Source organism: Neisseria sp. P0017.S009, assembly GCF_051957375.1.
GTDB classification, from domain to species: domain Bacteria; phylum Pseudomonadota; class Gammaproteobacteria; order Burkholderiales; family Neisseriaceae; genus Neisseria; species Neisseria perflava.
The window spans coordinates 164,679-178,282 of record NZ_JBQCWL010000003.1 but is presented as its reverse complement, the minus strand read 5'-3'; the positions used below and the strand labels follow the sequence as shown (position 1 = coordinate 178,282).

At 53.9% G+C, this 13,604-nt stretch carries 11 protein-coding genes, 1 tRNA gene and 1 riboswitch; of the genes, 3 read left to right on the top strand and 9 right to left on the bottom strand.

Annotated features, from left to right (window positions below; genetic code table 11):
* Nucleotides 1–58: 58 nt before the first annotated feature.
* Nucleotides 59–158: riboswitch (TPP riboswitch) on the bottom strand.
* A gap of 111 nt (nt 159–269) precedes the next feature.
* Nucleotides 270–346, top strand: a tRNA-Met gene (locus ACTHTG_RS05260).
* A gap of 184 nt (nt 347–530) precedes the next feature.
* Here the strand turns inward: ACTHTG_RS05260 and ACTHTG_RS05255 are convergent.
* Entirely contained in the window at nt 531–1,661 is a 1,131-nt protein-coding gene (locus ACTHTG_RS05255; RefSeq protein WP_039861887.1) for an FUSC family protein, read from the bottom strand.
* Nucleotides 1,662–1,815: 154 nt separating this feature from the next.
* Here ACTHTG_RS05255 and rnhB point away from each other — a divergent pair, with 154 nt between their 5' ends.
* Complete coding sequence (gene rnhB / locus ACTHTG_RS05250; RefSeq protein WP_039861927.1) at nt 1,816–2,409, top strand: ribonuclease HII; 594 nt, start codon at nt 1,816–1,818, stop codon at nt 2,407–2,409.
* Nucleotides 2,410–2,465: 56 nt separating this feature from the next.
* Here the strand turns inward: rnhB and ACTHTG_RS05245 are convergent, their stop codons facing one another.
* On the bottom strand, nt 2,466–3,470 hold the full coding sequence (locus ACTHTG_RS05245) for a quinone-dependent dihydroorotate dehydrogenase (RefSeq protein ID WP_070504155.1): 1,005 nt from the start codon (nt 3,468–3,470) through the stop codon (nt 2,466–2,468).
* A gap of 248 nt (nt 3,471–3,718) precedes the next feature.
* Between ACTHTG_RS05245 and ACTHTG_RS05240 the strand changes: the two genes are divergently transcribed.
* The gene (locus ACTHTG_RS05240; protein ID WP_004519106.1) at nt 3,719–5,728 is read left to right on the top strand and encodes an OPT family oligopeptide transporter; all 2,010 of its coding nucleotides are present in this window, start codon (nt 3,719–3,721) and stop codon (nt 5,726–5,728) included.
* A 347-nt stretch (nt 5,729–6,075) separates the two neighbouring features.
* Here the strand turns inward: ACTHTG_RS05240 and waaA are convergent, their stop codons facing one another.
* The 7 genes from waaA to ACTHTG_RS05205 all read right to left on the bottom strand — a co-directional run bounded on the left by waaA (nt 6,076) and on the right by ACTHTG_RS05205 (nt 13,581).
* Entirely contained in the window at nt 6,076–7,338 is a 1,263-nt protein-coding gene (waaA, locus tag ACTHTG_RS05235; protein ID WP_308538568.1) for a lipid IV(A) 3-deoxy-D-manno-octulosonic acid transferase, read from the bottom strand.
* A 138-nt stretch (nt 7,339–7,476) separates the two neighbouring features.
* Entirely contained in the window at nt 7,477–7,908 is a 432-nt protein-coding gene (locus tag ACTHTG_RS05230) for a plastocyanin/azurin family copper-binding protein (protein ID WP_004519104.1), read from the bottom strand.
* Nucleotides 7,909–7,978: 70 nt separating this feature from the next.
* Nucleotides 7,979–8,743: an ABC transporter ATP-binding protein gene (locus tag ACTHTG_RS05225; RefSeq protein WP_004519103.1), complete on the bottom strand. Its 765-nt coding sequence runs from the start codon at nt 8,741–8,743 to the stop codon at nt 7,979–7,981.
* 10 nt (nt 8,744–8,753) lie between these two features.
* The gene (locus ACTHTG_RS05220; RefSeq protein WP_004519102.1) at nt 8,754–9,800 is read right to left on the bottom strand and encodes a FecCD family ABC transporter permease; all 1,047 of its coding nucleotides are present in this window, start codon (nt 9,798–9,800) and stop codon (nt 8,754–8,756) included.
* 117 nt (nt 9,801–9,917) lie between these two features.
* On the bottom strand, nt 9,918–11,033 hold the full coding sequence (locus ACTHTG_RS05215) for an ABC transporter substrate-binding protein (RefSeq protein ID WP_004519101.1): 1,116 nt from the start codon (nt 11,031–11,033) through the stop codon (nt 9,918–9,920).
* A gap of 515 nt (nt 11,034–11,548) precedes the next feature.
* Nucleotides 11,549–13,312 carry a phosphoenolpyruvate--protein phosphotransferase gene (gene ptsP, locus ACTHTG_RS05210; protein ID WP_004519099.1) on the bottom strand — a complete coding sequence of 588 codons (1,764 nt, stop codon included), beginning with the start codon at nt 13,310–13,312 and terminating at the stop codon, nt 11,549–11,551.
* A complete protein-coding gene (locus ACTHTG_RS05205) occupies nt 13,312–13,581 on the bottom strand; it encodes an HPr family phosphocarrier protein (protein WP_004519098.1) in 270 nt (89 codons plus the stop codon). Before ACTHTG_RS05205 ends, ptsP begins: the two co-directional genes overlap by 1 nt.
* Nucleotides 13,582–13,604: the final 23 nt, after the last annotated feature.

Below are 13,604 nucleotides of genomic sequence, written 5' to 3'. Positions count from 1 at the left end.
ACAGGAGCATTGCTTTTTTTCAGACGGCCTTGTGGATATCTTCAATCAACCGTCTAAAAACACATTTGCCGAAACTCCCCACGCAGGTATTATCCTGTTCGGGTGTAAAGGGTATTTCTCAGCCGCTCGGTTTGAAAGCAGCACCCCTGTTTCTTTATTAACGAAAAATTAAACCATGCGGACGGTTTTTTGTAAAGCGGCGTTTTTCGCATTTTCTGTCAAAAACGCTTGACAGCGATTCCGTCTTTCCGTATAGTTACAACTTCTGACGCGGGATGGAGCAGCATGGTAGCTCGTCGGGCTCATAACCCGAAGGTCGTAGGTTCGAATCCTGCTCCCGCAACCAAATATAAAAATCCCCTGCAATCGCAGGGGATTTTGCTTTATGCGGTATTTATTGTTGCTTGGATTGATTGAAAGGCCGTCTGAACCATTGGGTTTCAGACGGCCTTTTTTATTGGCCGATGTTATCGGCGGCTAATTCGTTTTTGTCTTTTATTTTGGGTTTGCGTTTTTCAGACGGCCTATTGTTACTCCGGATCGGTATCGTTACGCAGGTATTCTTTCAGGCGTTGCAATTCTTTTTTGTCCAACCATTTATTGCGCGAACGTTGCAACAGGATCACCAATGCGGCGATTTCGTTACGCATATTGGTACTGAGCCAGAGGAAGCCTTGCCAGTCGTAATGCAGGCGGGCGGCCGGTTTGCTTAGTTCGGTATTGAGCGAAGTATCGATGCGGATGCGGCGGGCGTAGTGGCCTTTGATGAGACGTACGGTCAGGCGCAGTTCGCGTTGGAGTTGGTTGAAATGGCGGTCGAGCAGGCGGATTTCGCTTTCGTTGAGCGTGGGCGCGCGCAGTTTGGCGGCGGTGGTCAGGAGCAGCTCGGTGGTGGTGACGATTTTGCGGTGGGCATGTTGCATGGCTTCCATCATATTGTTGCTGATGTGGCTTTCGCCGGATGTTGCGGCCAGATGGCTGCGGCTTTTGACCATGCGGGCGTTGATTTTGCGCATTTTAATCATGTTTTGCTCCAAGCGCTCGCGCGTCATGCGCTTGCCGTTGCTGATTTCGGCAATCATTTTGGCGCAGTCGGTGAGGTTGTCGGCAAGCATGAAGCGCCACATCAGGGTGGAGCGCAGGGGCAGGAGTTTGGCGGCGGCAATGGCGATGGCGGCACCAATCAAAACGTTCATGGCGCGCATCAGGCCGCTGTCGAGCCAGTGGTGGCTGCTGTCGCCGATGAGCATGCACATGGTCAAACCGGCAAGCATGGCGACATAGCCGTTTTTGCCGACCGCAGACCAACCGGCCACTGCGCTGGCGGCACCGATAATCAGATAGAAGAAAACGTCGTCTTGCAAATAATGTTGGTTCAACCATAAAACGGTCAACCCAACACCCAAACCGATGGCCGTGCCGAGCATGCGTTCGACCGCTTTGGAGTAAATCGCGCCTTGGAATTGCAGCATGCCGAGGACGACAAAGACGGTCATGCCGATCCACTCGCCGTGTTGCAGGTGGAAGACTTTCGCCAACAGGGTGGAGAACACGATTGCCAAGCCGAGGCGGAAGGCGTGGATATGGCGGCGATAGCGGTAGCGTTCGTAGGCGTTGAGCCAGCGTTCGGAAAAATGGAGGCGTTCGGATTGGGCAGGCATGTTGTAAGACGTATCAGTATGTGGGGATGTAAATTATAACTGATTGGTAAAGCAGATGAAATTTTAACTGCTCCCCAACGGCTTGTCCTATTGCGGATTTTATCTGCCGCAAGCGGATATAATGGCGGCTTTGAATCAGACAGGTGGTGAAGAAATGGCGACGGTTTTAAGCGCAGGCGTGGACGAAGCGGGACGCGGCCCTTTGGTCGGCAGCGTATTTGCGGCGGCAGTGATTTTGCCGGAACATTTTGACTTGCCGGGTTTGACCGACTCAAAAAAACTGAGCGAAAAAAAGCGCGATATGTTGGCGCAGATGATTAAGGAACAGGCGGTTGCGTGGAGCATTGCCTTTGCCGATCCTGACGAAATCCTGCAACTGAACATCCTGCACGCAACCATGGCCGCGATGAAGCGCGCAGTCGAGGGGCTGTCGGTCACTCCCGACAAAGTGTGGATAGACGGCAACCGCGTGCCGAAAGATTTGAATGTTCCTGCCGAAGCCGTGGTCAAAGGCGACAGCAAAATTATTGAAATCTCCGCCGCTTCGGTTTTGGCCAAAACCGCGCGTGATGCGGAAATGTATGAATTGGCGAAACGCTATCCGCAATACGGGTTTGACCGCCACAAAGGCTACGGTACGGCGCAACATTTGGCCGCGTTGAAACAATACGGCGTCTTGCCGGAACACCGCCGCAATTTCGCACCGGTCAAAACCTTATTGGCACAAGGCAATCTGTTTGAAGAATGAAAGCATATCAAAAGGCCGTCTGAAAGATTTCAGACGGCCTTATTTTTGGAAAAGTATTATTTCAACGCAGCCAAACACTCTTTAATCAACTCAGGGCCGCGATAAATCAAACCGCTGTACACTTGAACCGCACTGGCGCCCAAGCGGATTTTTTCTGCCGCGTCCGTGCCGTTCATGATGCCGCCGACGCCGATAATCGGCAGCTTGCCGTCAATGCGTTCCGCCAAAAGTTTCAACACTTGATTGCTTTTCTCGCGTACGGGCAAGCCGCTCAAGCCGCCTTGTTCGCCTGCGAGCGGATGGCTGCCCAAGCTGGATTTGTCGATGGTCGTGTTGGTGGCGATGATGCCGTCCATTTCCACGGATTTGACCACATGGGCGATGTCGTCGATTTGTGCTTCGTCCAAATCCGGCGCGATTTTAACCGCCAGTGGCACATATTTGCCATGCGCAGCCGCCAGTTGCGCCTGTTTGTTTTTCAAGGCTTCCAACAATGCGCTCAACTCGTCGCCGCCCTGCAAGGCACGCAGGTTTTTTGTATTGGGGGAGGAAATATTGACCGTGATGTAGCTCGCATGGGCGTAGGCTTTTTCCAAGCAAATCAGATAATCGTCGGCCGCGTTTTCAATCGGCGTAACGGCATTTTTACCGATGTTGATGCCCAAAATGCCTTTAAAGCGGCTGTTTTCAATGTTGCGGATCATCGCGTCGATGCCGTGGTTGTTGAAACCCATGCGGTTGATGATGCCTTGGTGTTCGGGAACACGGAAAAGGCGCGGCTGCGGATTGCCCGGCTGCGGCTTGGGCGTTACCGTGCCGATTTCGACAAAGCCGAAACCTAAAGCGGCAAACGCATCGATACACTCGCCGTTTTTGTCTAAACCTGCCGCCAAGCCGACCGGATTGGGCAGCTGCAAACCCATCAGCTCGGTTGGCCGGGTGTGGCTGTCCACCTTGGGCAGCAGGCCGAGTTTTTCGATAGAACGCAAACTGTTGAGCGTGAAATGATGGGCCTTTTCTGCATCGAAACGGAACAGGATAGGGCGGACGAGTGAATACATGGCGGCGGCTTTCTGAACGGTTGATGAATTTGGCGTTATTTTACCTGAAACCGTCAAACTGCCCCAAACGTCTGTATCGATATGATTTTATTGTTTGGCGTCAAATGAAAATAAATAGGGCTTTTGCGTGTAGTCGGATAGTTCATTAAAATGGTAAGAGAGAGGCTTTTCAGACGGCCTGATGGATGTATCAAAAGGCCGTCTGAAAAGTTTTGATTTGATTGTTTACCTGATACAGGAAGATTTTTATGAAACAGGCGGTTGATCCTTATGCGAGTTTCCGTGAACTGACGCTGCGGGGGATGATACTCGGCGCGTTGATTACGGTGATTTTTACGGCATCCAATGTGTATTTGGGCTTGAAGGTGGGCTTGACTTTTGCGTCTTCGATTCCGGCTGCGGTAATTTCGATGGCGGTTTTGAAGTTTTTTAAAGGCAGCAATATTCTGGAAAATAATATGGTGCAGACTCAGGCTTCAGCCGCGGGTACGCTCTCCAGTATTATTTTTATCTTGCCGGGTTTGCTGATGGCCGGTTATTGGGCGGGCTTTCCGTTTTGGCAGACTACGCTGCTGTGTATGTCCGGTGGTATTTTGGGCGTGATTTTCACTGTGCCTTTGCGTTATGCGATGGTGGTGAAGAGCGATTTGCCTTATCCGGAAGGCGTGGCGGCGGCTGAGATTTTGAAGGTTGGCGACCATGATGCGGACCAACAGGAAGGCGGCAGCGGTATCAAGGAATTGGTGTCGGGCGGCGCTCTGGCCGGTTTGATGAGCTTCTGCGCAAGCGGTTTGCGCGTGGTGGCGGACAGCGCGAGCTTTTGGTTTAAAGGCGGCGCGTCGGTGTTCCAAGTGCCGATGGGCTTTTCTTTGGCTTTGCTGGGCGCGGGCTATTTGGTCGGCCTGACCGGCGGTATCGCGATTTTGCTGGGTATTTCGATTGCCTGGGGTGTGGCCGTGCCTTATCTGTCGGCGCATATTCCGCAACCTGCCGATATGGAGATGATTCCTTTTGCAATGTCTTTGTGGAAGGAAAAAGTCCGTTTTATCGGCGCGGGTACGATCGGTATTGCCGCTATTTGGACGCTGTTGACTTTGATGAAACCGATGGTCGAGGGTATGCGCCTGTCTTTCCGCAATTTCGGCGGCGTGCAGATGACTGAGCGTACGGAACAGGATTTGTCGCCTAAGGCGATGATTGCCTGGGTGTTGGCGATGATGCTGGTGTTGGGCGTGTCTTTCTTCCACTTTATCGGCGACTCGCATATTTCCGGCGGTTTGGCTTGGCTGTTGGTGGTCGTGTGTACGCTGCTGGCTTCGATTATCGGCTTTTTGGTGGCCGCGGCTTGCGGTTATATGGCCGGTTTGGTCGGTTCGTCTTCCAGCCCGATTTCGGGTGTGGGCATCGTCTCTATCGTTATCATTTCGCTGGTGTTGCTGCTGGTTGGCGAATCCGGCGGCTTGATGACGGACGAGGCAAACCGCAAATTCCTGCTGGCGTTGACGCTGTTTTGCGGCGCGTCTGTGATTTGTGTGGCTTCGATTTCCAATGACAACCTGCAGGATTTAAAAACGGGTTATCTGGTAAAGGCAACGCCTTGGAAACAGCAGGTTGCGTTGATTGTCGGTTGCGTTGTCGGTGCATTGGTGATTTCACCTGTGTTGGAGCTTTTGTATGAAGCCTACGGCTTTACCGGCGCGATGCCGCGTGAAGGCATGGATGCGGCACAAGCCCTTGCCGCGCCTCAGGCAACTTTGATGACCACCATCGCCCAAGGTATTTTCTCGCACAATCTGCAATGGGATTATATTTTCACCGGCGTGGCCATTGGCGTGGCGTTGATTGCGGTCGATTTCACATTGCGCAAATCCTCCGGCGGCAAGCGCGCCTTGCCGGTATTGGCCGTGGGCATGGGCATTTACCTGCCGCCGTCTGTGAATATGCCGATTGTGATCGGCGCGGTATTGGCGGCTGTGTTGAAATCCGTCATCGCCCGTCGTCAAGAAAACCGTGAAGGCCGTCTGAAAAATGCGGAACGTATCGGTACGCTGTTCTCTGCCGGTTTGATTGTCGGCGAGAGCCTGATCGGTGTGATTATGGCGTTTATCATTGCCTTCTCCGTAACCAACGGCGGTTCGGATGCGCCTTTGGCCCTGAACCTGGAAAACTGGGATACGGCCGCCAAATGGCTGGGCTTGGCGTTTTTTGTCTTCGGTATGTTCGTGTTTGCACGTCGCGTGTTGAAAGCAGGACGTTAAGTTTGTAGGTTGAGAAAAGGCCGTCTGAAACCCAAAAAATTGGGGTTTCAGACGGCCTTTTTAGTGGAAATTTGTTTGGAATGATTTTAGGAAGTTTGGGTATAATTATCGCGGGGCTGGTAGCAAAAAAGCCCCATTGCAGTGGGGCTTTGTGCTGAAACCGCCCTAGAAAGGATGGTTTCAATCATGAAACATACCACTCGCACGGGTCGTTCATGGCTGAGACTGCGGACAGTCGTTAGGATTATCTTAACCCTGTTCCTGCTCTTAGTCAATTAAACGGCTGAAAACAAAAAACTGTTTTTCAGTTTCCGCCTGTTTGTCATGAACGGGCGGTTTTTTATTGTTTAACGCTGATTCAAACAATCTGCAATCGCTTTGGCAATTTTGGCACTGGCGCCTTGGTGTTGCGAAATGAATTGCTCGGTGTGGCTGATCAGTTGTTGGCGCAGGGTTTCATCGTCGAGGTATTGGCGCGTGGTTCTGTACCAGGCTTCGGCGGTTTCGACACGGACGGCGGCTTTGGCTTCGACTGCGCCTTTGCAGGCTTGGGCGAAGTTGTAGTTGGAGTAGCCGAAGAGGGTGGGGACGCGGCAGGAGATGGGTTCGATGATGTTTTGGCAGCCGGCATCAACGAGGCTGCCGCCGACGAAGGCAATATCTGCGCTGAGGTAGTAGGCGGCCAGTTCGCCCATGCTGTCGCCTATCCAAACTTGTGTATCTGGGGAAACGGGTTGTCCGTCGCTGCGTTTTTGGACGGTATAACCAAGCGATTTGGCGGTATCATAGGCCGTCTGAAAGTTTTCAGGGTGGCGCGGTACGATGACCAGCAAGGCATTGCCGCGGTAGCCCTGCCATGCTTTGAGGAGCAGCTCGGCTTCATCCGTGCCTTTGTACACGCGCGTGCTGGCGCAGACGACGACGGGGCGTGCGCCGATGCGTTCTTTAAAGGCGACGGCAAGCGGACGCAAGTCGTCGGGGGGCGCGATGTCGTATTTGGTGTTGCCGCAGACGTGGACGTTGGACGCGCCGATAAGGTGAAGGCGTTCGGCATCGGCGGCGGTTTGGGCAAAGCAGCCGGAGAGGCTCTGCATGGCAGGCTCGACCAGCTTGCGGATTTTGAGGTAGCCGCGTTGGGATTTTTCGGAGAGGCGCGCGTTGGCCAAAAAGAGGGGAATGCCTGCTTCTTGGCAGCTGTGCATCAAGTTGGGCCAGATTTCGGTTTCCATCAAAATGCCGCAGATGGGGCGGTGTTCGGCTAAAAATCGGGCTACCCATTCGGATTTGTCGTAGGGCAGGTAACGGCATTGCGCCTCGGGGAACAGGGATTGCGCGGTGGCGCGGCCGGTCGGCGTCATTTGGGTAATCAGAAACGGCGAGTCGGGAAAATGGCGGCGCAATGCCTGCACCAAAGGTTCGGCCGCACGCGTTTCGCCGACGGATACGGCGTGTATCCAAATCGGGCGTTGTATGGGATTGGGATACGCCTGCCCGAAACGCTCGCCCCAATGCTCGAGATAGGCTGGGGATTTGAGGGCGCGGCGGCGCAGGTGGCGGCGGATCAGGAAGGGGGCGAGGTGCCACAGCGTGGCGTAAAGGCGGCGTATCATGCTTACGGGTCTTGTGTCGGAATAGGCCTATTTTATCGGAAACTGAAACGGAAGATATAGCTTTGATGCGTGTTTTACGCAAAGGAAACAGGCCGTCTGAAAGGTTTCAGACGGCCTTTAATGCGGGCATAAACGCGTTTACTTCACTTGCGCCATGTATTTTTTCAGACGGCCTTTGCTTTGCATGGCGCGGTTTTCCATTTCATCGACAACGGCTTGTGCTTTGGCTTTGTTCACCGGTTTGCCGACCTGAATCACGCCGCTCATGTTCATCATGCGGTGCGGCGGGCAGGTGTAGACGTACACGCCTTCTTTGTCGAGCTTGAGGGTGAAGTCTTTACCGTCTTCGGAGAGGAAGTCGGCAACGCCCTCGGGCAGGGCTTTGCTTTGTACCCAGTGGCCACTGTTGGCGGCTTTGAAGGTAACAGTGTCGCCGACTTTGGCGTTGACGTAGCCGGGCTCGAACACCATGCTGCCGTCTTTGCCGTTGTCGAGCATTTTGATTTCGTGGTTGGTGGCGTATGCGCTCAGGGAAGCGGTCAGCATCAGGAGGAAGAGTGATTTTTTCATGGGAAAGTCCTTTTTTGTGAAGAGTATAAAATGATTGCTGGGGCTGGTTTCTTGATGGCAGATTTCCCAGCTAGGATTGCCGCATTGGGCGGATAACGGGCAGGCCTTTGCTGTCGTATAAGAGCTCGATGTCCACTTTATACAGCCTGCCGATCATGTCCGCCTGCAACACGTCCTGCGGCGCGCCCTGCGCCTGTACTTTGCCTTCGCCGAGCAGAATCACGCCGTCTGAAAACTGCGCGGCGAGGCTCAAATCGTGCAAGACCATCAGCGTAACCAGATTGTGTTCGTGCGTGTATTGCACCACGCGCTCCAAAAGATTGAGCTGATGGTGCATATCCAGCGCGCTGACCGGTTCGTCCAGCATCAGGATTTCGGGACGGCGCAGCATGACTTGGGCAAACATGACGAGCTGCCGCTGTCCGCCGGAAAGCCGCATGACGTCGCGGTGCGCCAGATGGCCGATGCCCAGCTCCGCCATGATACTTGCGGCTTCGTGCAGTAGTTCGTCGCCGACGTGCATGTGCAGCGCGTCCATGCGGCCGAGCAACACGACTTCCAGCGCGGTCAGCGAGGCTTCGGCGGCGGTGTCCTGCGGCATATAACCTATGCGTTTGCGCCAGCTTTGCAGGTGGATTTTGCTCAACACTTCGTCGCCGTAGCGGATGGTACCTTTGTGTGCTACTTCTCCGAAAATCGTTTTCATCAGCGAGGATTTTCCCGTGCCGTTGGGGCCGAGCACGGAATAGACTTTGCCTTGTTCCAGCGTCAAATCGATATTGTCGGCGACTACATAATCGCCGCGCCGGATGTGTACGTTTTCAAGTTTCAACATTTCAGACGGCCTATCGTTTCGTTAATACAATCCAGAAGAAGAACGGCACGCCGACAAACGACGTAACAATCCCCACCGGAAACAGCGCGCCCGGGATAATCACCTTGGACAACACGCTGGCGACCGACAAAAACGCCGCCCCTGCCAGCATCGCGCCGGGCAGGAAGAAACGTTGGTCTTCGCCCAAAAGAATCCGCGCCACATGCGGCGCAACCAAGCCGATAAAGCCGATCACGCCGACAAAACTGATGGCCGTCGCCGTCATTACCGCCACCAACACCAGCGTTTTCAGGCGTAAAAATTGCAGATTGATGCCCAGCCCGACGGCGCGTTCTTCGCCCAAGCGCAGCGCAGTCAGCTTCCACACATCGCGCGAAAGCAGAAACACGCATACCGCCGTAACTGCCGCCGTAACGATGACTGTTTCCCAAGTTGCCTTGTTCAAACTGCCGAACAGCCAAAACAGAATCTGCTGCGAAATCTCAGGCGCGGCGATAAACTGAATCAGCGACAAAATCGACTGAAACAGAAACAACAGCGCAATCCCCACCAGCACCAACATCGCCGAGTTGAAGCGGCGTGCCGAGGCAAACAGAAACAAGATGCCCGAAGCCAGCATGGTCATCACAAACGCACCGATGGGAACGGCGACCGTTTCAGGCAGCCCGAAACCGCCGAACGCAATCACCGCCGACGCGCCCAAACCCGCCGCCGCCGCCAAGCCCAGCGTATAAGGGCTGGCCATCGGGTTGTTCAGGAGCGTTTGAATTTCCGCACCGCCGACACCTAAAGCCGCGCCGACCACCAAGGCCATCACCGCAATCGGCAGGCGCAAATCCATCACAATCAGGCGGTTCATTTCATCGACTTCGGGTTTGCCCAGCAAAACATTGACCACTTCGCCGACGGGCAGCGTGTCCGTCATCGCAGGGCCGGTGGCGATGTCGAATAGGAAACTGACCGCCGCGATGACTAAAAACATCAACACAATCAACCAACGCTTGCCTTCCAACTTGCGCTGGTTTTTCACAATCTCGGCGACAACCGAATCATTCATGTTTCAAACCTTTAAAAAAGAGTGTTGTGAAAGGGGAGAAACAGGTTTGCCTTTTTCTTCCGCAAAAATTTCAGACGGCCTTCCGATTTAAAAGGCCGTCTGAAAATCTAAATTACCTTATTGTCCTTTCGGATAGAGGTAGAACGTGCCGTTCGGTACGACGGGCAGGTTTTGGCGGTAGAAGTCCAGATAGGTCTTCTCAGGGTTGAAATCCTTAAACAACTGCGGATAAATCGCTTTGGCCATAAACTGAATCGACGCGCTGTCGGACAGCGTGCGCGAGTTGGCGTGGTAGGCGGCGTAGAGGCGGTTGTTTTTAATCGCAGGCAGGTTGGCCCAGCCGGCGCGTTTGGCAAAGCCTGCCAAGCGTTTTTCCGCTTCGGCTTTTGGAATGCCCCAGCCCATCACCATGGCGGCAGGGTTTTTCTTCAATTCGGTTTCGCGGCCGGTAATCACGATCACGTCGGGTTTGGCGGCGAGGACTTTTTCAGGATTGATCGGGCCGTAGAATTCGACCGAAGAAGCGGCGATATTGTTGCCGCCGACCAGTGTCGCCATCGAACCCCACATGCTTTTGCCGAAGGTAACGCTGTGTTCGGCAGGGCCTTTGTTGCCGAACTCGATATAGACTTTAGGCTTGGGCAGGTTGGCTTTTTGCACGCGCGCTTGGATGGTGTCGGCAACGCGTTTGTAGTCTGCCGCCAGTTTGTCGGCTTTTTGCTGCTGGCCGGTCAGCGTGCCGATAAGCTTGGTCGATTGGACGTGTTTGGCCACCGTTTGCGCGTTGTAGTCCAACACGACGATGGGGATGCCGGCCTTGTTGATGCGGTCGAGATCGGAACCCAAAGCCTTGTATTGCCATTCGGCCAAAACCAGCAAATCGGGTTTCAGCGCCAATACTTTCTCAATCGAGAAAGTGCCGACTTCCACTTCGCCCACGTCGGTCAGCTGATTCAGTTTAGGCACGGCTTTGCTGAATGCCGCCCAGCTCGGCGGCGCCCAGTCGGCCCAAACTGCTTTGGAAAAACCAACGACGTTGTCCAGCGCGGTTTTACCGCCGATGGCCATGTAGTCTTGGTAATAGAAGCCCAACACCACACGTTTGGCAGGCAGGTCGACAGTTACCTTACGGCCAACGGTATCGGTCAGCTGAACGGGTTTGGCAAAAGCGGATACGGAGCCGACTGATAAAGCTGCGGCGGCAATCAAAGCAGAAAGTTGCGTAAATCTCATGAATCATTCCTTTAAAATATGATGATAATTACTATCTTTTTATAAATTTATAAGGTATTGAATCTTTTTTCAAGTGAATGTAGGGATAGACATATTTCGAAATAAAAAGTTTCATCATTAAAACGAAGGGATAGTGTTTATATAGGGCTTTGGTGTACTGAAGACCTAGTAAAAAGGAATGATATGGGGTACCTAAAGCCATAGTGGGCAGTAGCTGGAATGGATCGGTAAAGGGTTTTTTATTGCAAAAAAATAAAAGGTATTCGGTTGAAAACAAGGCCGTCTGAAACCTTGCAATCAGGGTTCAGACGGCCTTTGGTGTCGGCATAAAAGTTTTATTTCACTTGCGCCCTATATTTTTCAGACGGCCTGTAAGCAGTGTTTGGGAAAAGTGAAAAAGGTTGGTTTTTGAAATGGCGAAATAGGGAAGAAGAGGGCTTGAGGGAGAGTTGGGCGTAAACCCAAAATGGGGACGAATAAAAGGGCGTGTATCGAAACACGCCCTTTTTAGAGATTCAGACGGCCTGTGATTCCGCCTGTTCGCTTTGGTTAAGGATTTTAATCAGTTTTTCGGCTTTTTCCGGGTCTTCGCAGCGCAGGATTTTGGCGGCATCGTTTTCGAGATGGCCGGTGTTGCTGTGCAGGATGATGTTTTTAACCGAAAGCAGGTTGTTGGGGTTCATGGAGAAGCGGCGCAGGCCCATGCCGAGCAACAGTCGGGTGAAGACGGTATCGCCGGCCATTTCGCCGCAGATGGACACGCCTTTTTCCATGCGGTTTGCGGTGCGGATGATGTGTTGCAGCGTTTTGAGGACGGCAGGGTGGCCGGGTTGGTAGAGGTGGCTGACGCTGTCGTCGCCGCGGTCGACCGACAGGAGGTATTGAATCAGGTCGTTGGTGCCGATGGAAACGAAGTCGACGAGCTTGAGGATGCTGCCGACGGTCATGGCGGCGGACGGGATTTCGATCATGCAGCCGATGCTGACCGGGCCGAAGGTTTCACCGCGTTCGGTCAGCTGGCGTTGGGCCGTGTCCAGATGGATAAGGCATTGGCGCACTTCGGAAATGGACGTAATCATCGGCCACATCATGCGCACGGGGCCGTGGGCGGCGGCGCGGAGGATGGCGCGCATTTGGGTGCGAAACATGACCGGCTCGGCGAGGCACAAACGGATGCCGGTCAGGCCGAGCGCGGGGTTGAGGCTGCCGTTGGGCGTGCTGTTTTGGCCGAACCAGCGCGGATTTTTATCTACACCCAAGTCAACGGTGCGGATGGTGATGTTTTTGCCTTTGAGTTTTTTGACGATGCCGGCATAGACTTCGTATTGTTCGTCTTCGGTCGGCATGCTGTCGCGGTTGAGATAAAGAAATTCGCTGCGGAACAGGCCGACGCCGTCTGCGCCGAAGTTGTGCAGGGCTTTGATGTCTTCTGCGGATTCGATGTTGGCGAGCAACTCAATGTTGATGCCGTCGGCCGTGGTGGCGGCGGTTTTTTTGATTTTGTTGAGTTCGCGCTTGTGGCTGCGGTATTCGCGGGCGAGGCGGCGGTATTCGTTGAGGACGACTTCGTCGGGATCGATGATGAGGACGCCGTTGATGCCGTCGACGATGACGATTTCGTTTTCGGTAATGAGTTTGCGGGCGTTGTGCAGGCCGATGACGGACGGGATGTCGAGGCTGCGGCCCAAGATGGCGGTGTGGCTGGTCGGACCGCCGGCATCGGTTACGAAGGCGGTAATGTGCTGCTCTTTGAATAGTACGGTATCGGCAGGCGAGAGGTCGTGCGCAATGAGGACGGTGTCGTCAAGCAGGTTACCGGCGAGGTTGATTTCGTTGCTTTGGCCGACAAGGTTGTTGTGGATGCGGTGGACGACTTGAAGCATGTCCTGTTTGCGTTCGCGCAGGTAGTCGTCGTCGATGCTGTCGAACTGGGCGGCAAGCTTGTCGCTTTGCAGTTTCAATGCCCATTCGGAGTTGATTTTCTGCTCGCGCAAAATGTCGATGGGTTCGCGCGAGAGGGTAACGTCGGTCAGCAGCATCAGGTGCAGGGAGATGAATGCGCCCAATTCGGTCGGGGCGTTTTCGGGAATTGCGCCGCGCAGCTGTTCCAATTCTTTGCGCGTGGCTTTGATGGCGTTGTCGAAACGGGCAACTTCGGCATCGAGTTTGTCGGGATCAATGTCGTATTGAGGGACTTCCGCCGTGCCGCGCGTGATGAGGTGGGCGTGGCCGATGGCAATGCCTTTGCCCGCGGCTACACCGTGTAGGACGATGCTCATTATTCGCCCTCGCCGAAGTAGTCGTTGATGAGGTCGGTCAACGCCTGCATGGCGGCGGCTTCGTCTGCGCCTTCTGCTTCCAGCTCAATCACGGTGCCTTTGGCGGCGGCCAGCATCATCAGGCCCATGATACTTTTGCCGTTGACGCGGTTACCGTTTTTGGTGACCCAGACTTCGCTTTGGAATTGGGAGGCGGTTTGGGTGAATTTGCTGGAAGCGCGCGCGTGCAGGCCGAGTTTGTTGATGATTTCAATTTCTTGTTTGAGCATGGATGTCCCCTAAATGTAATGTT

Bases quoted from the DNA above. Each gene is read 5' to 3' on its own strand.
- ACTHTG_RS05215 (WP_004519101.1), bottom strand. From the start codon at position 11,033: ATGAGATTTACGCAACTTTCTGCTTTGATTGCCGCCGCAGCTTTATCA.
- ACTHTG_RS05220 (WP_004519102.1), bottom strand. From the start codon at position 9,800: ATGAATGATTCGGTTGTCGCCGAGATTGTGAAAAACCAGCGCAAGTTG.
- ACTHTG_RS05230 (WP_004519104.1), bottom strand. From the start codon at position 7,908: ATGAAAAAATCACTCTTCCTCCTGATGCTGACCGCTTCCCTGAGCGCA.
- rnhB (WP_039861927.1), top strand. From the start codon at position 1,816: ATGGCGACGGTTTTAAGCGCAGGCGTGGACGAAGCGGGACGCGGCCCT.
- ACTHTG_RS05205 (WP_004519098.1), bottom strand. From the start codon at position 13,581: ATGCTCAAACAAGAAATTGAAATCATCAACAAACTCGGCCTGCACGCG.
- ACTHTG_RS05225 (WP_004519103.1), bottom strand. From the start codon at position 8,743: ATGTTGAAACTTGAAAACGTACACATCCGGCGCGGCGATTATGTAGTC.
- ACTHTG_RS05240 (WP_004519106.1), top strand. From the start codon at position 3,719: ATGAAACAGGCGGTTGATCCTTATGCGAGTTTCCGTGAACTGACGCTG.
- waaA (WP_308538568.1), bottom strand. From the start codon at position 7,338: ATGATACGCCGCCTTTACGCCACGCTGTGGCACCTCGCCCCCTTCCTG.
- ACTHTG_RS05245 (WP_070504155.1), bottom strand. From the start codon at position 3,470: ATGTATTCACTCGTCCGCCCTATCCTGTTCCGTTTCGATGCAGAAAAG.
- ptsP (WP_004519099.1), bottom strand. From the start codon at position 13,312: ATGAGCATCGTCCTACACGGTGTAGCCGCGGGCAAAGGCATTGCCATC.
- ACTHTG_RS05255 (WP_039861887.1), bottom strand. From the start codon at position 1,661: ATGCCTGCCCAATCCGAACGCCTCCATTTTTCCGAACGCTGGCTCAAC.